Source organism: Pseudoxanthomonas sp. SORGH_AS_0997 (assembly GCF_031453535.1).
Lineage (GTDB): Bacteria > Pseudomonadota > Gammaproteobacteria > Xanthomonadales > Xanthomonadaceae > Pseudoxanthomonas_A > Pseudoxanthomonas_A winnipegensis.
The window spans coordinates 2,205,817-2,230,691 of sequence record NZ_JAVIZI010000001.1; the positions used below are offsets into that span (position 1 = coordinate 2,205,817).

At 70.2% G+C, this 24,875-nt stretch carries 23 protein-coding genes and 1 riboswitch; of the genes, 10 read left to right on the forward strand and 13 right to left on the reverse strand.

Annotation, left to right across the window (positions count from 1 at the left end; all coding sequences use genetic code 11):
- Positions 1-164: 164 nt before the first annotated feature.
- The 3 genes from QE438_RS09765 to QE438_RS09775 are packed head-to-tail and all read right to left on the reverse strand — an operon-like array spanning position 165 to position 3,498.
- The gene (locus QE438_RS09765) at positions 165-1,250 is read right to left on the reverse strand and encodes a homoserine dehydrogenase (RefSeq protein WP_306995997.1); all 1,086 of its coding nucleotides are present in this window, start codon (positions 1,248-1,250) and stop codon (positions 165-167) included.
- Positions 1,247-2,464: an O-succinylhomoserine (thiol)-lyase gene (locus QE438_RS09770; RefSeq protein WP_130528431.1), complete on the reverse strand. Its 1,218-nt coding sequence runs from the start codon at positions 2,462-2,464 to the stop codon at positions 1,247-1,249. The genes QE438_RS09765 and QE438_RS09770 overlap by 4 nt, the downstream gene beginning before the upstream one ends.
- Positions 2,461-3,498, reverse strand: a complete 1,038-nt coding sequence (locus QE438_RS09775) for a homoserine O-succinyltransferase (RefSeq protein ID WP_306995994.1) — start codon at positions 3,496-3,498, stop codon at positions 2,461-2,463. The genes QE438_RS09770 and QE438_RS09775 overlap by 4 nt, the downstream gene beginning before the upstream one ends.
- Before the next feature lie 91 nt (positions 3,499-3,589).
- A riboswitch (SAM riboswitch) is annotated at positions 3,590-3,715 on the reverse strand.
- A gap of 131 nt (positions 3,716-3,846) precedes the next feature.
- Between QE438_RS09775 and QE438_RS09780 the strand changes: the two genes are divergently transcribed.
- The 6 genes from QE438_RS09780 to QE438_RS09805 all read left to right on the forward strand — a co-directional run bounded on the left by QE438_RS09780 (position 3,847) and on the right by QE438_RS09805 (position 9,837).
- Positions 3,847-4,941: a phytase gene (locus QE438_RS09780; protein WP_306995992.1), complete on the forward strand. Its 1,095-nt coding sequence runs from the start codon at positions 3,847-3,849 to the stop codon at positions 4,939-4,941.
- Positions 4,929-5,846: a M23 family metallopeptidase gene (locus QE438_RS09785; protein WP_306996375.1), complete on the forward strand. Its 918-nt coding sequence runs from the start codon at positions 4,929-4,931 to the stop codon at positions 5,844-5,846. The genes QE438_RS09780 and QE438_RS09785 overlap by 13 nt, the downstream gene beginning before the upstream one ends.
- A gap of 54 nt (positions 5,847-5,900) precedes the next feature.
- Positions 5,901-6,419, forward strand: a complete 519-nt coding sequence (locus tag QE438_RS09790; protein ID WP_306995990.1) for a MarR family transcriptional regulator — start codon at positions 5,901-5,903, stop codon at positions 6,417-6,419.
- Positions 6,416-8,566, forward strand: coding sequence for an FUSC family protein (locus tag QE438_RS09795; RefSeq protein ID WP_307183946.1), 2,151 nt, complete (start codon positions 6,416-6,418; stop codon positions 8,564-8,566). The genes QE438_RS09790 and QE438_RS09795 overlap by 4 nt, the downstream gene beginning before the upstream one ends.
- A complete protein-coding gene (locus QE438_RS09800; RefSeq protein WP_286575196.1) occupies positions 8,553-8,756 on the forward strand; it encodes a DUF1656 domain-containing protein in 204 nt (67 codons plus the stop codon). The genes QE438_RS09795 and QE438_RS09800 overlap by 14 nt, the downstream gene beginning before the upstream one ends.
- 70 nt (positions 8,757-8,826) lie before the next feature.
- Positions 8,827-9,837, forward strand: coding sequence for an HlyD family secretion protein (locus QE438_RS09805; protein ID WP_306995985.1), 1,011 nt, complete (start codon positions 8,827-8,829; stop codon positions 9,835-9,837).
- A 466-nt stretch (positions 9,838-10,303) separates the two neighbouring features.
- Here QE438_RS09805 and QE438_RS09810 read toward each other — a convergent pair whose 3' ends face one another.
- The 10 genes from QE438_RS09810 to QE438_RS09855 form a co-directional block, all read right to left on the reverse strand.
- Positions 10,304-11,584 carry a citrate synthase gene (locus QE438_RS09810; RefSeq protein WP_130535706.1) on the reverse strand — a complete coding sequence of 427 codons (1,281 nt, stop codon included), beginning with the start codon at positions 11,582-11,584 and terminating at the stop codon, positions 10,304-10,306.
- Between the two features lie 247 nt (positions 11,585-11,831).
- Complete coding sequence (locus QE438_RS09815; protein ID WP_130517121.1) at positions 11,832-12,074, reverse strand: type B 50S ribosomal protein L31; 243 nt, start codon at positions 12,072-12,074, stop codon at positions 11,832-11,834.
- Between the two features lie 71 nt (positions 12,075-12,145).
- Complete coding sequence (locus tag QE438_RS09820; protein WP_306995982.1) at positions 12,146-13,084, reverse strand: nucleoside hydrolase; 939 nt, start codon at positions 13,082-13,084, stop codon at positions 12,146-12,148.
- A 150-nt stretch (positions 13,085-13,234) separates the two neighbouring features.
- The gene (gene recG, locus QE438_RS09825; protein ID WP_306995980.1) at positions 13,235-15,469 is read right to left on the reverse strand and encodes an ATP-dependent DNA helicase RecG; all 2,235 of its coding nucleotides are present in this window, start codon (positions 15,467-15,469) and stop codon (positions 13,235-13,237) included.
- A gap of 101 nt (positions 15,470-15,570) precedes the next feature.
- The gene (locus QE438_RS09830) at positions 15,571-15,957 is read right to left on the reverse strand and encodes a RidA family protein (protein ID WP_306995977.1); all 387 of its coding nucleotides are present in this window, start codon (positions 15,955-15,957) and stop codon (positions 15,571-15,573) included.
- Positions 15,958-16,759: 802 nt separating this feature from the next.
- Positions 16,760-18,928, reverse strand: coding sequence for a bifunctional (p)ppGpp synthetase/guanosine-3',5'-bis(diphosphate) 3'-pyrophosphohydrolase (locus QE438_RS09835; RefSeq protein ID WP_130517113.1), 2,169 nt, complete (start codon positions 18,926-18,928; stop codon positions 16,760-16,762).
- Between the two features lie 191 nt (positions 18,929-19,119).
- A complete protein-coding gene (gene rpoZ / locus QE438_RS09840) occupies positions 19,120-19,416 on the reverse strand; it encodes a DNA-directed RNA polymerase subunit omega (protein WP_130517111.1) in 297 nt (98 codons plus the stop codon).
- A 136-nt stretch (positions 19,417-19,552) separates the two neighbouring features.
- Entirely contained in the window at positions 19,553-19,879 is a 327-nt protein-coding gene (locus tag QE438_RS09845) for a low molecular weight protein tyrosine phosphatase family protein (protein ID WP_306995973.1), read from the reverse strand.
- A gap of 10 nt (positions 19,880-19,889) precedes the next feature.
- Entirely contained in the window at positions 19,890-20,504 is a 615-nt protein-coding gene (gene gmk / locus QE438_RS09850) for a guanylate kinase (protein WP_130517109.1), read from the reverse strand.
- Positions 20,505-20,595: 91 nt separating this feature from the next.
- A complete protein-coding gene (locus QE438_RS09855; RefSeq protein WP_306995970.1) occupies positions 20,596-21,456 on the reverse strand; it encodes a YicC/YloC family endoribonuclease in 861 nt (286 codons plus the stop codon).
- Between the two features lie 103 nt (positions 21,457-21,559).
- Between QE438_RS09855 and rph the strand changes: the two genes are divergently transcribed.
- The 4 genes from rph (at position 21,560) to hemW (ending at position 24,542) form a co-directional block, all read left to right on the forward strand.
- A complete protein-coding gene (gene rph, locus QE438_RS09860; protein ID WP_130517090.1) occupies positions 21,560-22,288 on the forward strand; it encodes a ribonuclease PH in 729 nt (242 codons plus the stop codon).
- Positions 22,285-22,671 carry a VOC family protein gene (locus QE438_RS09865; protein ID WP_306995968.1) on the forward strand — a complete coding sequence of 129 codons (387 nt, stop codon included), beginning with the start codon at positions 22,285-22,287 and terminating at the stop codon, positions 22,669-22,671. Before rph ends, QE438_RS09865 begins: the two co-directional genes overlap by 4 nt.
- The gene (gene rdgB, locus QE438_RS09870) at positions 22,671-23,267 is read left to right on the forward strand and encodes an RdgB/HAM1 family non-canonical purine NTP pyrophosphatase (RefSeq protein WP_306996372.1); all 597 of its coding nucleotides are present in this window, start codon (positions 22,671-22,673) and stop codon (positions 23,265-23,267) included. The genes QE438_RS09865 and rdgB overlap by 1 nt, the downstream gene beginning before the upstream one ends.
- A 117-nt stretch (positions 23,268-23,384) precedes the next feature.
- Entirely contained in the window at positions 23,385-24,542 is a 1,158-nt protein-coding gene (gene hemW / locus QE438_RS09875; RefSeq protein ID WP_235872084.1) for a radical SAM family heme chaperone HemW, read from the forward strand.
- Positions 24,543-24,875: the final 333 nt, after the last annotated feature.

Here is a 24,875-nt window from a genome sequence, read left to right on the forward strand (position 1 = left end):
GCGCGCAGACACGACGCATCGCGAAGGCGCACGGAAGGCGGAGGTGCGCCGAACGTTCGCGCCGAAGCGCGGTATCGCGCGCCTGCCGTCCCTGTCCGCCCGATACGCCAACGAACAACGGACAGCATGCAATCGCTGACCGCCTGAGGCCGCCGGCACCAACGTCACGCGGCCAGTGAGGCCCGACCCGGCAACACGGCCAACACATCGTCCAGCATCGCCGCGGCGGTGACCTCGGCGCCGGCGCCCGGCCCCTGGATCAGCAGCGGCTGCTGCGCATAGCGATCACTGTGGATCGCCACGCGATTATCGGTCCCGGCGCCGCCGCACAGCGCATGTCCCGCGGGCAGGGCCTGCAGCGACACGCTGGCGCCGCGCGCATCGAAACGCCCGACGAACCGCAACTGCGCGCCCTGCGCACGTGCCGCGCGCAGGCGCTCTTCAAGCGGCGCATCCAGCGTGTCCAGCAGTGCATCGACCTGCGCGTCGGACGCGCTGGCCAGCACCTGCGGCACCAATGACTCGACCCGCACATCGCCGACCTGCAGCGGCACGCCGGCCGCGCGCGCCAGGATCAGCAGCTTGCGGCGCACGTCCTCGCCGGACAGGTCGATGCGCGGATCCGGTTCGGTGAAACCGGCCTCGCGCGCCTGGCGCACGCAGGCCGAGAACGGCGTGCGGCCATCGAAGCTATGGAACAGGAAGGCCAGCGAGCCCGACAGCACGCCCTCGACCGAGGCGATCGCATCGCCCCCGGCGACCAGCGCGCGCAGGCTGCGCAGCAGCGGCAGCCCGGCGCCGACCGTGGCGCTGTCGCCGTAGCACGCCGCGCCCTCGCGCGCGGCCTCGGCGATCGCCTGGGCGCGCAGCAGATCGGCGCCGCGGCCGAGCTTGTTGGCGGTCACCACGTGCACGCCGCGGCCCAGCCATTCGGCGTGGCGCAGCGCGATGGCATCGCTGGCCGTGGCGTCGATGACGATATCGCCGGTGTCCAGCGCATCGGCCTCGGCCCAGGGCGGCACGATGCGCGCATTGGCCGGCGCGGCGCGCAGCTGCGCCAGGCCCTCGTGCAGATCGCCCTCGCCTTCGACCACGCCGCGCGAGTTGGCGATCCAGGCGAACGCCGGCAGCGCCACGCCGCGCGCCTGCAGGCGCTGATAGCGGCCCACCAGGGCACTGCCGACCACCCCGGTGCCCAGCAACGCCAGACGCGGTGCGCGGCGCGTGCCCAGGCGGATCACCGCGCTCATGCGTCGACCGTTTTCCGGCTTGCCTGGGCGATCACCGCCTGGGCGCGGGCCAGGCCGGCGCGCAGGTCGGCGACCAGGTCCTCGGCCAGCTCAATGCCCACCGACAGGCGCAGCAGGCCGTCGGAGATGCCGGCCTTGGCGCGCGCTTCCGGGGTCATCGCCGCGTGGGTCATGGTGGCCGGGTGCGCGACCAGGCTCTCCACGCCACCCAGCGACTCGGCCAGGGTGAAGTAGCGCAGGCCGTCGACGAAGGCGCGCACCGCCGCCTCGCCGCCGTCCAGCTCGAAGGAGATCATCGCGCCGAAGCCCTTCTGCTGGCGCGCGGCCAGCGCATGGCCCGGATGCGAGGCCAGGCCCGGGTAGTAGACCTTGGCCACGGCCGCATGGCCGTCGAGCGCGGCGACGATGGCCGACGCGTTCTCCTGATGCACGCGCAGGCGCGCGTCCAGCGTGCGCAGGCCGCGCAGGGTCAGGAAGGCGTCGAACGGCGAGCCGGTCAGCCCCAGCGCATTGGCCCACCACACCAGCTGCTGGTGCAGTTCGGCCTCGCGCGCGATCACCGCGCCGCCGACCACATCGCTGTGGCCGTTGACGTACTTGGTGGTCGAATGCAGCACCAGGTCGGCGCCGAACTCGATCGGCCGCTGCAGCGCCGGCGACAGGAAGGTGTTGTCCACCACCACCTTGGCCCCGGCCTTGTGCGCGGCCTCGATGACCAGGCGCAGGTCGGTGATGCGCAGCAGCGGGTTGGACGGGGTCTCGATCAGCACCAGCTTGGGCGAGGCCGCCAGCGCCTCGCCCAGCGACACCGGATTGGTCAGGTCGGCGGTGATCAGCTCGAAGTGGCCCTTGGCCGCCAGCGCGTTGAACAGGCGCCAGCTGCCGCCGTAGGCATCGTGCGGCACCACCAGCTTGTCGCCCGGCTGCAGCAGCGCGTTGAGCACCAGGTTGATCGCGCCCATGCCGGTGGAGGTGATCACCCCGCCCGCGCCGCCTTCCAGCTCGGCCAGCGCCTCGCCCAGCAGGTCGCGCGTGGGATTGCCGCTGCGCGTGTAGTCGTACTGGCGCTTGTTGCCGAAGCCGTCGAAGGAGAAGTTGGACGACAGCACGATCGGCGGCGTCACCGCGCCGTAGGCGGTGTCGCGATCGATGCCGGCGCGCACGGCGGCGGTGGCGGCGCTGCAGGGAATGGCGTCGTGGGAGGAATGGCTCACAGGGTGTCTCCGGTGGGGCGAAGGGCGGTGGCGAGGATCGCGTCGATGCGGTCGGTTTCTTTCAGGAAGGCGTCGTGGCCGTAGGGCGAGCGCAGCACGCGCAGGCTGCCGCGCTTGCCCAGCCCTTCGACCAGGGTGACCAGGTCGGCCAGCGGCACCAGGCGGTCGCCCTCCACCGCCACCACCAGGGTGGGCACGGCGATGGTCGAGGGGTCGATGCGGTGCAGGTCGATGGATTCGGACAGGCGCAGGAAGGCGGTGACCGGGGTGCGTGCGACGTAGGTCGCGCCGGCGGCGTCCAGGTAGTCCTCGGCGGCCACGCGCACGCGGCCGTTGACCAGCTCGGGCGCGGCGTCGAAGCGCTCGCCGAACTCCTCGGGCGTGCGGTAGCTCAGCATCGCGAACTGGCGCGCCAGTGACAGGCCCTGCTGGTCGGCGCACTGCAGCTGGCCCAGCGCCACCGCGTGGCGCTGCAGCGCGCGCCAGGCCGAGGCGAACGGATGCGGGCGATGCGCGCCGCTGACCGCGACCAGGCGTTCGACGCGCTGCGGATGGCGCGCGGCCAGGTGCTGGCCGACCAGCGCGCCGTAGGAGTAGCCGACGAAGGCGCGCAGCGCGGCGATGTCCAGCGCATCGAGCAGCGCGACGATGGCATCGGCCTGGTCGGCCGGATCGATCGGCGCGTCGAGCTGGCCGTCGGCGCCGATGAAGTCGAAGGACAGGATGCGCACGCGCGCCGGATCCAGCGTGCGGCCGGCGCGGACCAGGTCGTTGGCCCAGCCGTTCTCGGGGAACTGCGCGCTGGCCGCGACGTGGCGGTGCGCGGAGATGCCGCCGGCCACGAACACCACCGGCGCGCCGGCCGGGCCGTGCAGTTCGTAGCGCAGGTTCAGCGTGCGCGCGCCGGCGTGGCGCAGGGCCAGGGCCACCGGCAGTTCGCCGCGGATCGCGGCCGCGGCGCTGGCCTGCGCACCGGCACAACAGGCATCGACGTCGGGGGATTCGGGGAGGGCGGCGGCGTTCACGAGGCTCATGGCGGATCCGGGAAGGAGCGGCCATCGAGCTTTCGCGGGAAGCTCGCGTTCGTCGTGCGCTTCGAACGGCCATGCCGTCGATGCATCGTACGAACCATCTTTCGGTCTAAACGCGAAGGCGTCGCCGCAGGATTTGGCACCGACCACGAGGCGCTTGCGCGTCCCGCTGGCTGCCCCGGCTTCAAAGGGCCTGTCCCTCTGCCGGTCTCGATGGTGGGCGCAGGTTGCCAGCGCCGGAAGCGGTTGTCAATCGCTCCATCGCGATGGAGCGATGATTCCACCTGAAACCGCCGCCCGCGTACCGCATGGACGCTGTCTGCGCGGAACGCTCGCGCATAATCGCCGCCCATGAACCGCGCTCCCCTGCTCCTGCTCGCCGGCCTACTGCTGGCCGGCTGCACCAGCCTGCCCCGCCCCGCCCCTGGCCCGACCCCGGAGACCGTGCTGAAGGCGCCCGCGCCCGACGCGGTGGTGAGCGAGGCCTGGATCTCCGAACCGCTGCCGCAGGCCGAGCTGGACTCGCTGGCGGTCTGGCCGACCGAGGACGGCGGCGCCTGGGTGATCGCCACCGCCAAGGCCAGCGACCAGCTGATCGTGTTCGATGCCGACAGCGGCAGGCGCCTGCGTACGGTCGGCGGGCCGGGCGAGGGGCCGGGCCAGTTCGGGCGGCCCAACGGCATCGCGGTGTGGGGCGATACGGTGTTCGTGGCCGAGCGCGACAACCACCGCGTGCAGGCGCTGTCGCTGCCGGATTTCAAGACGCGCGGCTTCATCGGCGCCGACACGCTCAAGGTGCCCTACGGGCTGTGGCTGCGCGAGACCGCGCCGGACCTGCTCGAGCTGCTGGTCACCGACAGCTTCATGGCCGATTTCCGCACCGGGCAGCTGCCGCCGCGCGAGCAGATGGACCAGCGCGTGCGCCGCTTCGAGGTGGACCTGCAGCCCGACGGCGGCCTGCAGGTGCGTGCGGCCGGCAGCTTCGGCGATACCGGCCAGGCCGGCATGCTGCGCATGGTCGAATCGATCGCCGGCGATCCGGCGCACGACCGCCTGCTGATCGCCGACGAGGACCGGCGCGTGGGCTCGACCTTCCGCGATTACACGCTCGAAGGCCGGTTCCGCGGCGCCAGCCTGCCGGTGTTCCTGGCCGATGCCGAGGGCATCGCGCTATGGGACTGCGACCTGGACGACGGCTGGTGGATCGCGGCCGACCAGCTCACCCCGACGCTGTTCCGGGTCTATCGCCGCGACACGCTGGCGCCGGTGGGCACCTTCACCGGCAAGGTCGTGGCGCAGACCGATGGCGAGGCGCTCTACGCGGCGGGCACGACGCGCTTCCCCGACGGCGCGCTATTCGTACAGCACGACAACCAGGCCATCGCCGCCTTCGACCTGCGCGACATCGGCCGCGCCCTGCACCTGCGCGGCAGCTGCCTGCCGTGATCCGGCGCGCGGCGTGCGGCGTCGCGCTGGCCCTGCTCCTGCCGGGCCCGACGCGCGCCGCGCTGCCGTGGTGGAACACGGTCCGCCCCGCGCCTCAGGCCGCCGCGCAGGCGCGTACGACGTCCGCTGTAGACGGAGACCCGCAAGCGCCCGCCGCGAGTCGCGACCCCGCGGATGGCACCCTTGCCCGCCTGCGCCTCGAACGCACGCCCACCCGCACCCTGGCCTGGGTCGAGAACCCGCTGCCCGGGCCGGTCCAGGTGCAGCTGGACGCGCTGCGCCTGCGCGGCGTGGTCGCCTCGCCCGCCCTGCCGGTACGCAAGCTGCTGCCCGCGCACGGACGCGCCCTGGTCGCCACGCTGATCGTGGCCGATCCCCAGGCCGGCAGCGATTTCCAGCTCAAGCTCGACGCGGTCCCCGGCGATCCGCAGGCGCGGCCGCTGCAGGCGGTGTATCGGCTGCCGTTCGATGCGCCGGTGCGCGTGGACCAAGGGCCCGGCGGGCACTTCAGCCACGACGATGCGGAGAACGCCGACGCGCTGGACTTCGCCCTGCCCGAGGGCACGCCGATCCTGGCAGCGCGCGCGGGCGTGGTGCTGCAGGTGCAGGACGGGTTCGAACACGGCGGGCCGCAGCGCGAGGCCTTGCGCGGGCGCAGCAACTTCATCCGCATCCTGCACGCCGACGGCAGCATGGCCCTCTACGCCCACCTCAGGCCCGAAGGCAGCCTGGTGCGTCCAGGCGAGTCGGTCGCCGCCGGCCAGCGCATCGGGCTGTCCGGCAACACCGGCTTTTCCTCCGCCCCACACCTGCACTTCGTGGTCCAGATCAACGCCGGCATGCGCCTGGTCTCGGTGCCGGCGCGCCTGGTCGGCCCCTTGGGAGAACTGCGCCTGGCCCATTGACCCGTTCAGGTGGCGTTGATCGCAGGATTTACTACATAAGTGTAATATTAGCTTGTGAACAGAATCCCGCCCGCCACCAGCCGCTTCGATGCGACCGAACAGGGGCTGGCCGCCACCAGCCGCCGTCACCCTGGCTTCCCGCGCCCCGCCGCCACGGTGGTGCGCCTGGTCAAGCTGCTCTACAAGCTCACCACCGATCACGGCAACGAGTCCATGCGTGAGCACGGCCTCACCTACGCCGAGTACAACGTGCTGATGATGATCGAGGCCAGCCCGGACGGTGCGATCAACCCCTCGCAGATCGCCGATGCGACCAGCGAGAAGTCGGCCAACATCACCCGCCTGACCCAGCAGCTGGTCGACAAGGGCCTGGTCGAACGCGAGCCCAGCCCGCACGACCGGCGCATGTGGCTGCTGCGCCTGACCGAGGCCGGGCGCGCGCGCGTCACCGCCCTCATCCCCGACATCAGCGCCGTGCTGCTGGCCTATACGCGTCATCTCCAGGCCGATGAGCTGGAGAAGCTCAAGCTGCTGCTGGCCAAGCTGCTGCGTGGCGTGGAGGAGGCGCAGTGAGCGCCGCACCCACCGCCGCGAGCCCCGCAAAGGTGCCGCTGTCCACGCAGGTGCGCGAAGTGCTGCGCGGCGAGGGCCCGGCCTGGCTGTTCGTGTTCAAGGTGCTGCTGTCGATGTACCTGGCGGCGTGGATCGCCATGCGCATGGGCTTCGCCTCGCCCTCGACCTCGATGGTCACCGTGATCGTGCTGATGAACCGGCAGAGCGGCATGGTCCTGGCCAAGTCGTTCTACCGCGCGCTGGGCACGATCGTGGGCAGCATCGCGGCGGTGACCATCACCGCGCTGTTCCCGCAGCAGCCGGTGCTGTTCCTGCTGGCGCTGTCGCTATGGGTGGGGATGTGCGCCGGCGGCGCGCTGGCGTTCCGCAACTTCCGCTCGTACGGCTTCGTGCTGTCCGGCTACACCGTGGCGATCATCGCCCTGCCGGCGGTCAATACGCCGATGCACGTGTTCGACCTGGCCATCGCGCGCCTGACCGAGGTGCTGCTCGGCATCCTGGTCAGCGCGGTGGTGTTCGACGTGGTGTTCCCGGTGCGTCTGCGCAACAGCCTGCGCACCACGGCCACCACGCTGATGGACAGCTTCCTGGACTTCGTCCGCGACGGCACGCGCGGGACGATCCCGCGCGCGCAGATCGAACAGGCGCACCTGCGCTTCGTGCGCCAGAGCATGGCGCTGGAGGACCTGCGCGCCTCGGTGGTGTTCGAGGACCCGGAGGCGCGCGTGCGCAGCCGGCGCATGCGCCTGCTCAACCAGCGCTTCATGGCCGCCTCCACGCGCTTCCAGTCGCTGCACCATCTGATGAACCGGCTGCAGCAGCGCGACCGCGACGACCCGGTCTTCGCCGCGCTGCTGCAGCTGTACCGCCCGCTCGGCGATGCGCTGGCCGAGCGCGCCGCCGGCGCCGACTACGCGCGGCTCAGCGATCGCCTGGAGGCGGTGTACGAGGCGCAGCCGGCGCGCGCGACCGCGCTGCGCGCCAGCCTGGCCGCGCCGCTGCTGGACGACTTCGACACCGGCGCCTCGCTGCTGCGGCGCCTGACCGGCGAACTGCGCGACCTCACCCACACCGCCGCCGCCCTGCAGCAGCCGGGCGTGAGCGCGCCGCTGCGCCGCGCCAACGAGCAGATACGCTTCCACTACGCCACCGACCGGGTCGCGGTGGCGGTGACCGTGGCGCGCAGCTTCCTGGTCACCTTCGTGCTGGGCCTGGCCTGGATGCAGAGCGGCTGGACCAGCGGCGCCGGCGCGATGGCCAACGTGATCGCCTTCACCGCGATCCTGGCCTCCGGCGCCAATGCGCATATCGCGGCGGCGCAGACCACCAAGGGCATCTTCCTGGGCCTGCTGTCGGCCTTCCTCTGCTTCACCCTGGTGCTGCCGCGCATCGACAGCTTCGGCATGCTGGTGCTGGGCAGCGCGCCGTTCTTCATGGTGGCCGTCTACCTGTCGACCCGGCCGACGCTGTTCGGCCTCAGTCTGGGCATGTGCCTGGGCAGCGTCGTCGGTCTGGGCCTGGGCCTTGCGCCCAACCTGGATACCTCCAGTTTCATCAACGGTGCAGTGGCCTTAGGGATCGGCGCGCTGCTGGCGATGCTGGCCTTCCAGCTGATCCCCTCGGTGATCGGCACGCCGGGGCAGCGTCGCCGCCTGCTGATCGAACTGCGCCGCCAGGTCACGCTGGCCGCGCGCGCGCCGCTGAGCGGACTGGCGCCGCGTTTCGAGAGCGTCAGCCGCGACCTTTTCCTGCAGGTGGTCAACCACACTCAGCAGGGCAGCGACGAATCGCGCACCCTGCTGGCCTGGGCGCTGTCGGTGCACGAGACCGGGCGCACCCTGATCGAGCTGCGCCACGACAGCATCGACGCCGCCGTGCCGCCGGCCATCGAGGCGCATATCGACGCCGCCGTGGCCGCCATCGGCCGCCTCTACGACCACCTCTCCCCGGCCGACCACGACGCCGCGCTGGCGCACCTGGACGCCGCGCTGAACCAGACCCTCATCGAAGGCGCCGTGCCGCCGTCGCTGCAGCCGGTGCGCGAGCACCTGCACCTGCTGCGCAGCGCCCTGCGCGATGCCGACTCGGTGCTGGCCGGCGCCGCCGGCCGCGCCCCTGCCCCGGAGCCTGCCCGTGCTACCTCCTGAAATCTCCATCGGCGGCGTCTACGTCCCCGGCCTGCTGGTGCTGGCCTCCGTCCTGTTCGTGGTGTTCTGGCTGCTCGACGGCCTGGCCGCCCGCGCCGGCCTGTATCGCTACGCCTGGCATCCGCCGCTGTTCCGCCTGGCCGTGTACGTGTGCGTGTTCGGGCTGCTCGGCCTGCTGTTGCTGAACTGAACCCGCCAACGCCCGGCCACTCGCGGCAAGCGCCACGCCCCCTCTCCAACCCCTTTCAACCCCAACCGCCATGAACACCCAACCCCTGATCCGCACCGCGCTGACCACCCTCGTCGTGCTGGCCGCCGCCCTGATCGGCTACGCGCTGTGGAAGCACTACATGTATTCGCCGTGGACGCGCGACGGTCGCATCCGCGCCGAGATCGTGCGCATCGCCCCGGACGTGTCCGGCCTGGTCGCCGAGGTCGACGTGCAGGACAACCAGGCCGTGAAGGCCGGCGATGTCCTGTTCCGCATCGACCCGCGCCGCTTCGAGCTGGCCGTCGCCCAGGCCCAGGCCGACCTGGCCGCCGCGCAGGCCGCCGCGCGCGCCGCCGGCGCCAACATCTCCGCCGCCGCGGCCAGCACCGCCGCCAGCCAGGCCGACTACCAGAAGTACGCGGCCCAGGCCCAGCGCCGCGAGGCCGCCGCCGCGGTGATCTCGGCCGAGGCCCGCGCGGATGCCGATGCCACCGCGCGCGCCGCGCAGGCCGCGGTCGAGCAGGCCCGCGCCAACCGCAATGCCGCCACCGCCTCCCAGTCCAAGGCGCTGGCCGCGGTCGAACAGGCCCAGGCCGCACTGGACCTGGCCCAGCTCAACCTGGAACGCGCCACCGTGCGCGCCGCCGCCAACGGCTACATCACCAACCTCAACGTGCGCGTGGGCGACTACGCCAGCGCCGGCGCGGCGCGCATGGCGCTGGTGCGCAGCGACACGATGTGGGTCTACGGCTACTTCGAGGAAACCAAGCTGCCGCACATCCGCCCGGGCGACCGCGCCGACATCCGCCTGATGAGCGGCGGCCACGCCCTGCGCGGCACCGTCGAAGGCATCGCCCGCGGCATCACCGACGCCGACAACCCCACCAGCAGCAGCGACCTGCTGGCCACCGTCAGCCCGACCTTCAACTGGATCCGCCTGGCCCAGCGCGTGCCGGTGCGCGTGCGCATCGACCCGGCCAGCGTGCCGAAGGACACCCTCCTGGCCGCCGGCATGACCGCCTCGGTCACCGTGCACCCGGGCACGCACGCGCGGGACTGAGCCGCGCCGGCACCGAGCCCGCGACGCACGTCTGAAGCGCCAACGACGCCATGGCGGCTCCTGCAAGGCCCACCTCACGCGTCAGTGCGTTCGCAGCACATCGCAATCCAGGCTCGGCAGGAGCAACCGTCTCCTCAAATCTCGCAGCGGCCTGTTGTAGAGCGGAGCTTGCTCCGCTGGGGGGCCTTCCCCTACGAACCGAACGAAGAGCAGCGGAGCAAGCTCCGCTCTACAGGCTCCTGCTCGCTAGGCGCGGGCACCGCCCGCTGGCCCGCTGCCTCGCGCGTCAGGTCAGAAGGCTTCGGTCTGAGCCCTCTCCCTTTCGCCGCAGGCGAAGGAGAGGGGGCAGAGCGCTTGCTCAGTGCCTCCGAGCTGGAAGGAGTCCTGCGCTATTCGTCGCCGCGCCCCGAGGCAAAAAAAAGCCCCGCAACCGCGGGGCTTCTTCTCACACGATCCCAAAGACCGATCAGGCCTTCGGGTAGTCGCGGCTCGGCGAACCGACGTAGATCTGGCGCGGACGGCCGATGCGCGCGTCCGGGTCGACCTGCTGTTCCAGCCAGTGCGACACCCAGCCCGGCGTGCGGCCGATGGCGAACAGCACGGTGAACATCTCGGTGGGGATGTTCAGCGCCTTGTAGATGATGCCGCTGTAGAAGTCCACGTTGGGATACAGCTTGCGCTCGACGAAGTAGTCGTCCTTCAGCGCGGCCTCTTCCAGCTTCATCGCCACTTCCAGCAGCGGATCGTTGACGCCCAGCTCGCCCAGCACCTTGTGGGTCATCTCGCGGATGATCTTGGCGCGCGGGTCGAAGTTCTTGTACACGCGATGGCCGAAGCCCATCAGGCGGAACGGGTCGTTCTTGTCCTTGGCGCGCTCGACCGCCTTGGCGACATTCTTGGCATCGCCGATCTCGGCCAGCTGCTTGAGCACCGCCTCGTTGGCGCCGCCGTGCGCCGGGCCCCACAGCGCGGTGATGCCCGCGGCGACCGAGGCGTAGGGATTGGCGCCGGTGGAACCGACCAGACGCACGGTCGAGGTCGAAGCGTTCTGCTCGTGGTCGGCGTGCAGGATGAACAGCAGATCCATGGCCTTGGCCACGACCGGGCTGAGCTCCAGGTCCTCGCTCGGCACCTCGAACATCATGTGCAGGAAGCGCTCGACGTAGCCCAGGTTGTTGCGCGGATAGCGGATCGGCTGACCCAGCGCGTAGCGGTGCGCCGCGGCGGCCAGGGTCGGCATCTTGGCGATCAGGCGGATCGCCGCCAGACGGCGCTGCTCGGGATCGCCCAGATCCAGGGTGTCGTGATAGAACGCCGACAGCGAAGCCACCGAGGCGGCCAGCATGGCCATCGGATGTGCGTCGTAGTGGAAGCCCTTGAGGAAGCTCTTGAGCGACTCGTGCATCATCGTGTGATGCGTCACTTCGTGCTCGAACTTGGCCAGCTCGTCCTTGGACGGCAGCTCACCGTTCATGAGCAGGTAGGAGACCTCGGTGAAGCTGGAATGGGCGGCCAGCTGCTCGATCGGATAGCCGCGATACAGCAGCACGCCCTTGTCGCCATCGATGTAGGTGATGGCGGACTTGCAGGCGGCGGTGGCGCCGAAGCCGGGATCGTAGGTGAAGAGACCCGTTTCCTTGGTCAGCTTGGAGATGTCGACGCAATCGTTGCCAAGCGTGGGTTTCAGTACAGGCAGAGTCGCCGATTTGTCGCCGGCGCTCAGCGTGGCCTGGTCAAGTTCGGACACAGTGCACTCCTTCGTGGGGAAGCGCCAAAGCCTGTCGGCCGTGGCGCGTAGACAGGATCCGCGACGACTGGAAACCTAGCCGCGCAGTCCGAGGATTATCGCATACGGCCCGGTATCGAGGGCCGTGACGGACCGTTCCCGTCAGACCAAAGGATGATGCCGCCCGGCGCCGGGGCGCACACGCGAAAACGGCCGTGTCCCGCGAGGGACACAGCCGTCATTCGAACCGCTCAGGAATCGCGTTCGATCAGCGCGCGTAGCGCTTCTGGAACTTGTCGATGCGGCCGCCGGTGTCCATGACCTTGTGCTTGCCCGTGTAGAACGGGTGCGAGGCGGAGGACACTTCGACCTTGACCAGCGGGTATTCGTTGCCGTCTTCCCACTTGATCGTTTCCTTGCTGGCAAGGGTCGAGCGGGTCAGGATCTTGAAGTCGGAGGTGACATCGTGGAAGACGACGTCGCGGTACTGCGGATGGATGTCGGCCTTCATGGCGGGCACCAGATGTCGAAAAGGTGAGCCGCGCATTGTAGCGGCCCACCCCACCCCGTGCAAGACCTGGCTTACGCGGCGGCCAGGGCTGCCTCGACCAGCGCCTCGAACCGCGCCTGGTCGTAGCGCAGCAGCAGCCGGGCGTTGTCCGGCCGGCCGGTCTGGCGGTTCCAGTCGGTGACGGTGGCGCCCCGGGTCAGGGTGCCGGCCAGTTCGACCGCCAGCGGGCGCTCGACCAGCTCGGTGGCGCCGTCCGGATCCAGGGCCAGGGCCATGGCCAGCGCATCGGCGCTATGCCAATGATCGCCGCGGCGATCGGCCGACCACAGCCGCGTCTGGCGCGAGATGGTCTCGTAGAAGGCCGCGCGCGGCGACGGCGCGGCCAGCCACTGCTCCACCCGGCGGTGGTGCAGCCCGTGGGCGAGCGTGGCCTCCCAGTCGGCCACGTCGAATTGCGGGAAGGCCTGGAACACCAGATGCGCAGCCTCCGGGTCGAAGGCCACATTGAACTCGGCCGCCGGGGTCAGGTTGCCGTGCGCCGATGCCGCCCCGCCCATCACCACCAGCCGCGCCACACGCTGCGGCAGGGTCGGATCGAGTTTCAGCGCCACCGCCACGTTGGTCAGCGGGCCCAGGGTGACCAGCAGCAGGCGGCCGGCGTACTCGTGCGACAGGCGCAGGATCGCCAGCGCGGCGTGCTCGGCCTGGGCGCCATGCTTCGCGGGCGCGTAGCCCGTGTCGCCGAAGCCATCCAGGCCATGCACGTCGGCCGCGTCGGGCGAGGGATGCAGCAGCGGCGCGGCGCAGCCGGCGAACACCGGCACCTCGCTGCGGCCGGCGACCTCGCACAGCTTGAGCGCATTGCGCACGGTGTGCTGCAGGCCGACGTTGCCGGCGGCGATGGTCAGGCCGACCACGTCGTGGGCGGTGTCGTTGAAAGCCATCAACAGCGCGAGCGCGTCATCCACGCCCGGGTCGGTATCGATGAGAAGCGGAATCTTCGCGGTCATGCTCCGGGAGCTCTCATGGAACGGTCGCCGAGTCTGACATAGCCGGGAGCCGGAGGAGAGAAGCCAGAAGCGAGTGGAAAGGAGTGAGGAGCCAGAAAAAAGCGGCGCCCGCTCATGCCTCAGTTCTCCGCGCTCATTCCTGCCAGCGGCTCAGGCGCTGGCGTAACGCGCGGCGCCACCGATCCAGCGTGCGATCAGGCGATCGGCCAGCGCCGGATCGGTGTCGAGCAGGCGGTCGGCCAGGGCGTGCACCTGCGGCAGCAGGCCGGCATCGCGCGCCAGGTCGGCCACGCGGAAGGCGGCCAGGCCGGTCTGGCGCGTGCCGAGCAGTTCGCCCGGGCCGCGCAGCTCCAGGTCCTTCTCGGCGATGAGGAAGCCATCGTTGGTCTGGCGCATCGTGTCCAGGCGCTCGCGCGCCATCTGCGACAGCGGCGCCTGATAGAGCAGCACGCACGAGGAGGCCATCGCCCCGCGGCCGACGCGCCCGCGCAGCTGGTGCAGCTGCGCCAGGCCCAGACGCTCGGCGTTCTCGATCACCATCAGCGAGGCGTTGGGCACGTCCACGCCCACCTCGATCACCGTGGTGGCCACCAGCAGGTCGCACTCGCCCTGCTTGAAGGCGCGCATGACCGCCTGCTTCTCGGCCGGCTTCATGCGGCCGTGCACCAGCGCCACGCGCGCCTGCGGCAGCGCCGCGGTCAGCTGCTCGAAAGTGGTCTGCGCGGCCTGCGCCTCGAAGCGCAGCCCCGGGCCGGCGCTGCCGGCCTGCGCCTTGGCGTCGTCGTCGGCCTCTTCGATCAGCGTGCACACCCAGTAGACCTGCCGGCCTTCGGCGCAGGCCACACGGATGCGCTCGATCAGCTCGGGGCGACGCTCGGCGCTGAGCACGATGGTCTGCACCGGCGTGCGGCCCGGCGGCAGTTCGTCGATGGCCGAGACGTCCAGATCGGCATAGGCGGCCATGGCCAGCGTGCGCGGGATCGGCGTGGCGGTCATGACCAGTTGGTGTGGAGACAGACGCCGATCGATCGCCTGATCACCATCCCGGGTGCCTTGCCGCTCGCCATCCCTGGCTCGCCCGGACGGCGCCTGCGGTGCCGCCCGACCCTTGTCGCGCAACGCCAGGCGCTGGTGCACGCCGAAGCGGTGCTGCTCGTCGACGATGGCCAGGGCCAGGTCGTGGAAGGCCACCGCTTCCTGCATCAGCGCGTGCGTGCCGACCACGACCTGGGCCGCGCCGCTGGCGACGTCTTCGAGCACCTTGGCGCGCGCCTTGCCGGTGACCTTGCCGGCCAGCCAGGCCACGCGCACGCCCAGCGGCTCGAGCCAGCCGCGCAGGTTGGCCAGGTGCTGTTCGGCCAGCAGCTCGGTCGGCGCGGCCAGCGCGACCTGCTTGCCGGATTCGACCGCCAGCATCGCCGCCAGCGCCGCGACCACGGTCTTGCCGCTGCCGACATCGCCCTGCACCAGGCGCAGCATCGGCCGCGGCTGGGCCAGATCGGCGCGGATCTGCGCGAACACCCGCTGCTGCGCGCCGGTCAGTCTGAACGGCAGGGTCTTGAGCAGCTTGGCCACCAGCGCGCCCTTGCCCGCCAGCGCATGCGCGCCATGCTGCTGCAGGGCGATGCGCTGGCGCCGCAGGCTGAGGTGATGGGCCAGCAGCTCCTCCAGCGCCAGACGCCGCTGCGCCGGATGCGTGCCGGCCGACAGCGCCGCCACGTCGGCATCGCGCGCCGGGCGGTGCATGGTCAGCAGCGCCTCGCGCAGGGAGGGCAAGGCCTGGCCGTCGGGCAGGCGCTGCTGGCGCAGCAGCGGCTCGGGCAGCAGCTCCAGCGCGGCCTGGTCCGGCAGGCGATCCAGCGCCTGCGAGATCAGCTTGCGCAGCACCGCCGGACCGACGCCTTCGATGGCCGGATACACCGGCTCCAGCGTCTCGCCCAGCGGCGTATCGCCCTGCGCGTCCAGCAACCGGTAGCTGGGATGGATGATCTCCAGGCCCTGCTGGCCCTGGCGCGGAACGCCATACACGCGCAACCGCGCACCGATGGCGAACTGCGCCACCTGCGCCGCGCGGAAATGGAAGAAGCGCAGCACCAGCGTAGCGCGCGACTCGTCGCCGATCGCCACCCGCAGCACCGGGCGGTAGCGGAAGCCGCGCTCGACCGCCTCGATGGTGCCCTCCACCTGCGCCGCCACGCCGGGCTGCAGGCGCGCGATCGGTGTCAGGGAGGTGCGGTCCTCGTAGCGCAGCGGCAGCAGCAGCCACAGGTCCTGCAACGTCAGCAAGCCACGCGCGGCGAGTTTTTCGGCCAGCTTGGGGCCGGCGCCGCTGAGCCCGACGATGGGCTGGTGGAAGGCGGGCTCCAGGCTGCGGACGGCGGGCATCGTGGGGCCGGTCATAGGCCGCTAGGATGCCGGCCGCCTTGCGCGATTGCTACTTCAGATCGACGCATGCGCACGTCGGACAACGCCGCACGCAGGCCCGATCACGCGCCCAGCACCATCACCGCGTCGACTTCGAACAGCGCGCCCTTGGGCAGGCCGGAGACCTCGATGGTCGAACGGGCCGGGAACGGCGCGCTGAAGTACTCCTGCATCACCGCATTGACCGCGGCGAACTGGCTCAGGTCGGTCAGGTACAGGCCCAGGCGCACCATGTCGCCCAGCGACCCACCCGCGGCCTCGGCCACGGCCTTGAGGTTGTCGAACGAACGCCGCGCCTGCGAGGTGATGTCGCCCTCGACCAGGTTGCCGGTGGCCGGATCCAACGGAATCTGGCCGGAGAAGTACACCGTGTCGCCGGCACGCACGGCCTGCGAATACGGGCCGATCGCGGCCGGCGCGTGGTCGGTGTGGATGATCTGCTTGGTCATGGTGTTGGGGTTCTGGGGACGGGGCTGGGTATTTTAGCTGGGTGGGATTCGGGATTCGGGATTCGGGATTCGGGATTCGGGATTCGGGATTCGGGATTCGGGATTCGGGATTGGGGATTGGGGATTGGGGATTGGGGATTGGGGATTGGGGATTGGGGATTGGGGATTGGGGATTGGGGATTGGGGATTGGGGATTGGGGATTGGGGATTGGGGATTGGGGATTGGGGATTGGGGATTGGGGATTGGGGATTGGGGATTGGGGATTGGGGATTGGGGATTGGGGATTGGGGATTGGGGATTGGGGATTGGGGATTGGGGATTGGGGATTGGGGATTGGGGATTGGGGATTGGGGATTGGCAGCGTCGCGTCAGACCGCTTGATTGGCCCCCTCCCTTGCGCGCAGCGCAGGGGAGCTCGAAATCGCGGCTAGCGATTGAGGGGAAGGGGTGCTCTTCGCGTGGTGTGACTTCTAGTAGCGAAACAGCAACAGCAACAGCAACAGCGAACCCCTCCCCAGCCCTCCCCTTCGCTGCGCGAAAGGGAGGGGGCGAAAAGCCTTCGGCTCAGAGAACGCGAGTCGCCAGCCCTTCCACAGCTTCGCAATCACAAGCGCAGGACCTTCAGATCGACAGGGGACGCTCTTCCCGAATCCCGAATCCCGAATCCCGAATCCCGAATCCCGAATCCCGAATCCCGAATCCCGAATCCCGAATCCCGAATCCCGAATCCCGAATCCCGAATCCCGAATCCCGAATCCCGAATCCCGAATCCCGAATCCCGAATCCCGAATCCCCGCCCCACTACGCCCGCCGAACCCCCAGCACCGTCTGCAAGCGCCGCAGGCGACGCATCACCTCGGCCAGATGGTTGCGATCGCGCACCTGGATGTTGAAGCGCAGCACCGCGGCGTTGATGTCGCGCTCCAGGTACTCCACGCGCTCGATGTTGGACTGGCTCTGCGCCACCGCGGCGGCCACCTGGGCCAGCACGCCGGTGCGGTTCTCCACTTCGATCAGCAGGCTGGCGTCGTAGTCGCCGCTCACGCCCGGGTCCCAGTCGATGGCCACCCAGCGATCCGGCGACTTGCGGAACTCGGCCACGTTGGGACAGTCCAGGCGGTGCACCACGATGCCCTTGCCGGCGGTGTGGAAGCCCATGATCTCGTCGCCCGGGATCGGCTGACAGCAGTTGGCGAAGCTGATCACGCCGCGCTCGCCGCCGGTGATCAGGATCTTCTCCTGCGAATGCTTGGAATGCCCGCCGCTGCGCAGGTCGGCGAAGGCCATCATCGCCTGCGCGGCCTGGGCCGGCATCCAGTTGCCCAGCGCCACGTCCTCCAGCAGCGCCTCCAGGCGCGGGTACTTGTGCTCGATCAGGAAGCTCTCCAGCCGCTGCGCCGGCAGGCGGTCCAGCGAGCTGTCCAGGTCCTCCAGCGCACGGTCGAGCATGCGATGACCCAGCTGCACCGCATCCTCGTGGCCGAGCTGCTTGAGCTGGTGGCGGATGGCGGTGCGCGCCTTGGAGGTCACCACGAACTCCAGCCACTGCGGCTTGGGCGCGGCCGACTTGGCGGTGATGATCTCCACGCTCTGGCCGCTGGTGAGCTTGGTGCGCAGCGGCACCAGCTTCTTGTCCACGCGCGAGGCCACCGCCTGGTTGCCCACGTCGGTGTGCACCGCATAGGCGAAATCCAGCGCGGTGGAATTGCGCGGCAGCGACAGGATCTTGCCCTTGGGCGTGAACAGATAGACCTCGTCGGGAAACAGGTCGACCTTGACGTTGTCCAGGAACTCCAGCGACGAGCCGGCCGAGCGCTGGTTCTCGATCAGCTCGGAAATCCAGGCATGGGCGCGGCTCTGCGCGCTGTTGGGCATCTGCGTGCCGAACTTGTAGGTCCAGTGCGCGGCGATGCCGCGCTCGGCCACCAGGTCCATCTCCTCGGTGCGGATCTGCACCTCGATCGGCGAGCCGTACGGGCCGAACAGCACGGTGTGCAGCGACTGGTAGCCGTTGGCCTTGGGGATCGCGATGAAGTCGCGGAAGCGCCCGTCCAGCGGTTTGAACTGTCCATGCGCCGCGCCGAGGGCGTGGTACACGTCCGGCACGCTGGTCACCACCACGCGGAAGCCGAACACGTCCATCACCTGGTCGAAGCTTTTGCCCTCGCTGCGCATCTTGGTGTAGATGCTCCAGGCGGTCTTGACCCGGCTGACCAGGCGATGGGCGATGCCCTCGCGGGTCAGGCTCTGGGTCAGCTGGGTCTCGATCTGCGCCAGCGCCTCGCGGCGCATCACCGGCTGGCTCTGGATGTGCTTGCGGATGATCGCGTGGCGCCAGGGATACATGGCGGCGAAGCTCAGGTCCTGCAGCTCGGACTTGACCAGGCTCATGCCCAGGCGCTGGGCGATGGGCGCGTAGATGTCCAGCGTCTCGCGCGCGATGCGGCTGCGCGCCTCGGCGCTCTGCGCGCCCAGGGTGCGCATGTTGTGCAGGCGGTCGGCGAGCTTGATCATGATCACGCGCAGGTCGCGCGACATGGCCAGCAGCATCTTGCGGAACGACTCGGCCGCCGCTTCCTTGCGGTCGCGGAACTTGAGCTTGTCCAGCTTGGTCACGCCGTCGACCAGTTCGGCCACCGCCTCGCCGAACTCGCCGGCGATTTCCTCGCGGGTCAGCGGCGTGTCCTCGATGGTGTCGTGCAGGACCGCGGCGATCAGCGTCTCCACGTCCATGCCCAGTTCGGCCAGCACCTGGGCCACGGCCACCGGATGGGTGATGTAGGGCTCGCCTGACTTGCGCGTCTGGCCCTCGTGCGCTGCTGCGCCGACCTGCCAGGCCCGGCGCAGCAGCGGCAACTGATCGGCGGGCAGATAGCTGGCGGCCGCCTCGAAGCGACGCACGTACTCGGGTACGTCGTCCTCGTGCGGCGGTGCGGGTTGGATGGCTTTGCTGGAACGCCCGGGAGTCATGCGCGAAGCCTATGCCAGCGGCCCGGTCGCAGCAATGCACCATGGGCGCGCATGCGCTGCATCACACGGGTTCATGCAGCGCGCGTTCCAGCCAACGGCACCCGCTCGCGCCTGCGCGCGAACCGGCACCGGAAACGACAACGGCCCGCCATGGGCGGGCCGCTGCATCAGGCGAGAAAGCCGATGGGCTTTTAGTCGTCGCCCTTGGACATGTCGTCGTCGGCGACCACTTCGGCGGCGGCCCACTCCAGCGCCTCGCGCTCGGCGCGCTCGCGCTCGGCCTTCTCGACGCGGTCGATCAGGTCGTTGTCGACCTTGCGCGCGGCGATCTCGCGCAGCGCCAGCACGGTCGGCTTGTCGTCGGTCTCGTTGTCGATGGTGGCCTCGACGCCGTTGGCCAGCTGGCGGGCGCGCTTGGCGGCCATCATGACCAGCTCGAAACGGTTGTCGACGACTTCCAGGCAATCTTCTACGGTGATGCGGGCCATGTGGGCTCCTGGCGGCCATCCACCGGACAGGTGGGCCGCGCGACTAGCGGAAAGGGACCAGCAATTCTAGGGATCGCCGGCCTCGATTGCAATCCACGCCTTGCAAATCAATCGGTTAGGCCACTGAACTAGGCGTTCAGCGCCTCGGCAGGTGCCGCGGGACCCGTGCCTGCAACAGCGCGATCAACACCGGATCCATGAAATCGTAGTCGTCCGGGATGTCCAGGCAGGCCACGCGGACGTCCCCCAGATGCGGGCGGAAATTCTGCGACAGGCGTGTGCGCTGCGCCTTTTCCATCACCAGCACCAGATCGGCCCAGGCCAGCAGCTCCGGCGTCAGCGGGTTCTCGGCATCGTGGTTGAGGCCGGCCGAGGCGACCTCGATGCCCGGCCAGCCGGCGAACACCTGCTCGGCCGTCGGGCTGCGCAGGCGGTTCTGGCTGCAGACGAACAGGACGTTCAAGCGTGCGCGATCACTGCGCCAGCAGCGCCTCGATCAGGGCGCGGTGTTCGGCGGCCTGGCGCTCGCGGCGCAGGCGGCTGGCGGTGAAGATGGCGCACATCTCCTCCACCGCGGTGTCGAAGACTTCGTTGACGATCACGTAGTCGAACTCGCCGTAGTGCGACATCTCCTCGCGCGCGGCGGCCAGGCGCTGGGCGATGACGTCCTCGCTGTCCTGCCCGCGCTTGCGCATGCGCTCCTCCAGCGCATCGCGCGAAGGCGGCAGGATGAACACGCTCACCGCCTCGGGCACCTTCTCGCGCACCTGGCGCGCGCCCTGCCAGTCGATCTCCAGCAGCACGTCCTGGCCGGCGGCCAGCTGCGGCTCGACCGACTGGCGCGCACTGCCCTTCCAGTCGCCGTGCACACGGGCGTATTCGAAGAACTCGCCGGCGTCGATCATCGCCTGGAACTGCGCTTCGCTGACGAAGTGGTAGTGCTGGGCATGACGCTCGCCCGGCCGCGGCGCGCGCGAGGTGAAGGAGATCGACAGGCTGATGCGCGGGTCGCGCGCCAGCGTGGCATTGACGATGCTGCTCTTTCCGGCGCCCGACGGGGCCGCGACGATATACAGGGTGCCGCGCATGGCGATGGCCTTAGCTGCCGCGCCGGAGCGCGACGGTCGTAAAAGGCGCGCAAGTCTAGCAAAGACGCCGCGCGCGGAAAGGGCCGGGCGATTACTCCAGGTTCTGCACCTGCTCGCGGATCTGGTCGATCAGCACCTTGAGCTCGACGGCGATGTTGGTGGTGCGCACGTCCACCGACTTGGAGCCCAGGGTGTTGGCCTCGCGGTTGAACTCCTGCAGCAGGAAGTCCAGGCGCCGGCCCACGGCCGCCTCGCCCTTGAGCACGCGGCGGATCTCCTTGATGTGGCTGTCCAGGCGGTCCAGCTCCTCGTCCACGTCCAGCTTCTGCAGGGACAGCACCAGTTCCTGTTCCAGGCGGCCCGGGTCGGCCGGCTGGGCCAGCTCGGCCAGGCGCGCCTCCAGCTTCTGGCGCTGGCCGGCGCGGATCTGCGGGATCAGCGTGCGGGCTTCGGCCGCGCGCGCGGCGATGGCGTCCACGCGTTCGGCGATGGCCTGGGCGAGCTTGCCGCCTTCGCGCTCGCGGGCATCGACGAACTGGTCCAGCAGCCGTTCCAGCAGCGCCAGTGCGGCTGCCTGCAGCGCCTCGGCATCGAGCGCCCGGCTGCGCAGCACGCCGGGGAACTGCAGCAGCTCGGTCAGGCTGGTGCGCAACGCGGGAAAGCGCGCGGCCAGCTGCGCATTCACCGCCGCCAGGTCATCGACCATGCCCTGGTCCAGGTGCAGGCCGCCCTCGCCTTCGGCGGTGCGCAGGCGCAGCATCAGATCCAGCTTGCCGCGGCCCACGCGCGCGGCCACGCGCTCGCGCAGCGCCGGCTCGAGCGCGCGCAGCTCGTCGGGCAGGCGCAGGCTCAGTTCCAGGAACCGGTGGTTGACCGCACGCAGTTCGGCGCTGAGCGCGCCGCCGTCCACGGGCTGTTCGACGGTGGCGTAGGCGGTCATGGAACGGATCACGGCGGGGCTTTTCCGGAGGGCGAAGAGGGCGTGGATGGTACCCTAGGGTGCCTGGCCGGCCGGTCTCCAGATCGCCGCCCCTCCTCAAGCAGGCATCCCACGCATGACGTTTTCCCGCCCCAGTGGTCGCACCGCCGACCAGCTCCGCCCCGTGTCCATCCAGCGCGGTTTCACCCGCCATGCCGAGGGCTCGGTGCTGGTGTCCTTCGGCGACACGCGCGTGCTGTGCACCGCCTCGGTGGACAACAAGGTGCCGGCCTTCCTGCGCGGCAAGGGCGAGGGCTGGGTGACGGCCGAATACGGCATGCTGCCGCGCTCCACGCATACCCGCTCGGACCGCGAGGCCGCGCGCGGCAAGCAGGGCGGGCGCACGCTGGAGATCCAGCGCCTGATCGGCCGTGCGCTGCGCGCCTGCGTGGACCGCGGCGCGCTGGGCGAACGCACCATCACCCTGGACTGCGACGTACTGCAGGCCGATGGCGGCACGCGCACGGCGGCCATCACCGGCGCCTACGTGGCCCTGGTCGATGCGATCAACGGGCTGAAGGCGCGACGCGAGATCAAGCGCGACCCGATCTTCGGCGCGATCGCCGCGGTGTCGGTGGGCATCTACAAGGGCGTGCCGGTGCTGGACCTGGACTATGCCGAGGACAGCGACTGCGACACCGACATGAACGTGGTGATGAACGACGGCGGCGGCTTCATCGAGGTGCAGGGCACGGCCGAGGGCCATGCCTTCCGCCGCGAGGAGATGGACGCGCTGCTCGGCCTGGCCCAGGCCGGCATCGCCCAGCTGGTGCAGGCCCAGCGCGACGCGCTCGCCCAGCCGTGACCCGACGCATCGCCCTGACCACGCTGGTGGTGGCCGACTACGACGAGGCGATCGCCTGGTACACCGGCAAGCTGGGCTTCGCCCTGCTCGAAAACCTCGACCAGGGCCACAAGCGCTGGGTGGTGGTTGGCCCGAGCGACCAGCGCGCCGCCGCCCTGCTGCTGGCCCGCGCGAGCGACGAGCAACAGCGCCAGCGCATCGGCGACCAGACCGGCGGGCGCGTGGGCTTCTTCCTGCACACCGACGACTTCTGGCGCGACCACGCCGCCATGACCGCGGCCGGCGTGGAATTCCTGGAGCACCCGCGCGAGGAGGCCTATGCCACCGTCGCGGTGTTCCGCGACCTGTATGGCAACACCTGGGATCTGCTGGAGCCGAAATGATCAAGCGCCTGGTCCTGGCCAGCGGCAATGCCGGCAAGCTGGACGAATTCGCCGCGATGCTGGCGCACCTGCCCTACGAGGTGGTGCCGCAGAAGCGGCTCGGCGTGGAGGACGTGCCCGAGACCGGCCCGACCTTCGTCGAGAATGCCCTGATCAAGGCGCGCCACGCCGCCGCGGTCACCGGGCTGCCGGCGCTGGCCGACGACTCCGGTCTGATCGTCGATGCGCTGGGCGGCGCGCCCGGCCTGTACAGCGCGCGCTACGCCGGCCAGCCCACCAGCGACGCAGCCAACAACGCCAAGCTGCTGGAGGCGATGCGGGAGGTGCCCGACGATCAGCGTCGCGCGCGCTTCTACGCGGTGATCGTGCTGCTTCGCCATCCAGAGGATCCGCAGCCGCTGATCGCCGAGGGCGCGTGGGAAGGCCAGATCACCCGCGAGCTGCGCGGCAACGGCGGCTTCGGCTACAACCCGCTGTTCCTGGATCCGGACCACGGCCTGACCGCGGCCGAGATGGACACCGCGCTGAAGAACCGGCTGAGCCACCGCGCCCGCGCGCTGGAAGCGCTCGGCCAGCGTTTGACCACGCTGTTCTGACACCGGCAAACCTGGCCCGACCCGATGCTTCCCGTGGCACCCCCTGTCGATTCCGCCGACGCCCGGCCCGATGACGCGCGGCTGTTCGATCCGCTGCATGCGGCCCAGCCCGCGGACGTGAAGCTGATCCCGCCGCCGCTGTCGCTCTACGTGCATCTGCCCTGGTGCGTGCGCAAGTGCCCGTACTGCGACTTCAACTCGCACCAGGGCAGCGGCGCGCTGCCCTTCGATGCCTACATCGACGCGCTGATCCGCGACCTGGACCAGGACCTGCCGCTGGTCTGGGGCCGCACGATCCACAGCGTGTTCTTCGGCGGCGGCACGCCCAGCCTGTTCCCGGCCGAGCACATCGACCGCTTCCTGCAGGCGGCCAGCGCCCGGCTGCGCTTCGCGCCCGAGTGCGAGGTGACCCTGGAGACCAACCCGGGCACGGCCGAACACGATCGCTTCGGCGCCTATCGCGCCGCCGGCGTGAACCGGCTGAGCTTCGGCATCCAGAGCTTCGACGATGGCTGCCTGCAGCGGCTGGGCCGCATCCACGACAGCGCCCAGGCCGAGCACGCGGTCAAGCTGGCCCAGGACGCCGGCCTGGACAATCTCAACCTGGACCTGATGTACGCCCTGCCCGGCCAGTCGCTGGCGATGGCGCTGCACGATCTGGAGCGCGCCTTCGCCCTGCAGCCGGCGCACGTGTCGCACTACCAGCTCACGCTGGAGCCCAACACGGTGTTCTTCGCCCGGCCGCCGCAGGGCATCCCGGAAGAGGACGATGCGTACGACATGCAGGAGGCCTGCCAGGCGGCGCTGGCCGACGCCGGCTATGCGCACTACGAGGTCAGCGCCTACGCCCGCCCGGGACGGCAGTGCGCGCATAACCTCAACTACTGGCGCTACGGCGACTATCTGGGCATCGGCGCCGGCGCGCACGGCAAGATCAGCTCCGGCGCGGGGCAGCGCATCCTGCGCCGCTGGAAGGTCAAGCATCCGACCACGTATCTGGCCAGCGCCGGCACGCCGGCCGGCATCGGCGGCGACGACGAGATCGCCCCGGCGCGGCGCCCGTTCGAGTACATGCTCAACCTGCTGCGACTCAAGGAAGGCTTCGCCCTGCGCGACTTCCAGGTGCGCACCGGGCTGCCGGCCGCGCATCTGGCCACGCCGCTGGCCCAGGCGCAGGCCAACGGCTGGCTGCAGGTCGAGGACGGGCGCGTGGTGCCGACGCCGCTGGGGCTGCGCTTCGCCAACGACGTGATGGCGCTGTTTCTGGAAGGCTAGGCGCACCGCCTTCGCGCGCGCTGTCGCTTGGTGGGAGCACCTGTCTCTCGGATCAAGCCGCGGCCTCCTTGTAGAGCGGAGCTTGCTCCGCTGAGGCCTTCCCCACCAACCGAACGAAGAGCAGCGGAGCAAGCTCCGCTCTACAGGTGGGAGCCGCCATGGCGGCGATGGGGCTTTCCCGGTAGAGCCTCATCGCCGCCATTGGCCGAAAAGGCCACAAGGGCGGCTCCCACGAGGCGCAGAACTCAGCGCCGCGATGACCGGCTGCGGCGCATCCCACCGGCCAGGCCAAGACCCCTCGCAGTGCGGCCATTGTCGGCCTTCGATGGCGTT

Coding starts and splice junctions, on each gene's coding strand:
- rpoZ (WP_130517111.1), bottom strand. CDS start 19,416: ATGGCCCGCATCACCGTAGAAGATTGCCTGGAAGTCGTCGACAACCGT.
- rph (WP_130517090.1), top strand. CDS start 21,560: ATGACGTTTTCCCGCCCCAGTGGTCGCACCGCCGACCAGCTCCGCCCC.
- QE438_RS09765 (WP_306995997.1), bottom strand. CDS start 1,250: ATGAGCGCGGTGATCCGCCTGGGCACGCGCCGCGCACCGCGTCTGGCG.
- QE438_RS09815 (WP_130517121.1), bottom strand. CDS start 12,074: ATGAAGGCCGACATCCATCCGCAGTACCGCGACGTCGTCTTCCACGAT.
- QE438_RS09830 (WP_306995977.1), bottom strand. CDS start 15,957: ATGACCAAGCAGATCATCCACACCGACCACGCGCCGGCCGCGATCGGC.
- QE438_RS09780 (WP_306995992.1), top strand. CDS start 3,847: ATGAACCGCGCTCCCCTGCTCCTGCTCGCCGGCCTACTGCTGGCCGGC.
- QE438_RS09775 (WP_306995994.1), bottom strand. CDS start 3,498: ATGAGCCTCGTGAACGCCGCCGCCCTCCCCGAATCCCCCGACGTCGAT.
- recG (WP_306995980.1), bottom strand. CDS start 15,469: ATGCCCGCCGTCCGCAGCCTGGAGCCCGCCTTCCACCAGCCCATCGTC.
- gmk (WP_130517109.1), bottom strand. CDS start 20,504: ATGCGCGGCACCCTGTATATCGTCGCGGCCCCGTCGGGCGCCGGAAAG.
- QE438_RS09835 (WP_130517113.1), bottom strand. CDS start 18,928: ATGACTCCCGGGCGTTCCAGCAAAGCCATCCAACCCGCACCGCCGCAC.
- QE438_RS09820 (WP_306995982.1), bottom strand. CDS start 13,084: ATGACCGCGAAGATTCCGCTTCTCATCGATACCGACCCGGGCGTGGAT.
- QE438_RS09805 (WP_306995985.1), top strand. CDS start 8,827: ATGAACACCCAACCCCTGATCCGCACCGCGCTGACCACCCTCGTCGTG.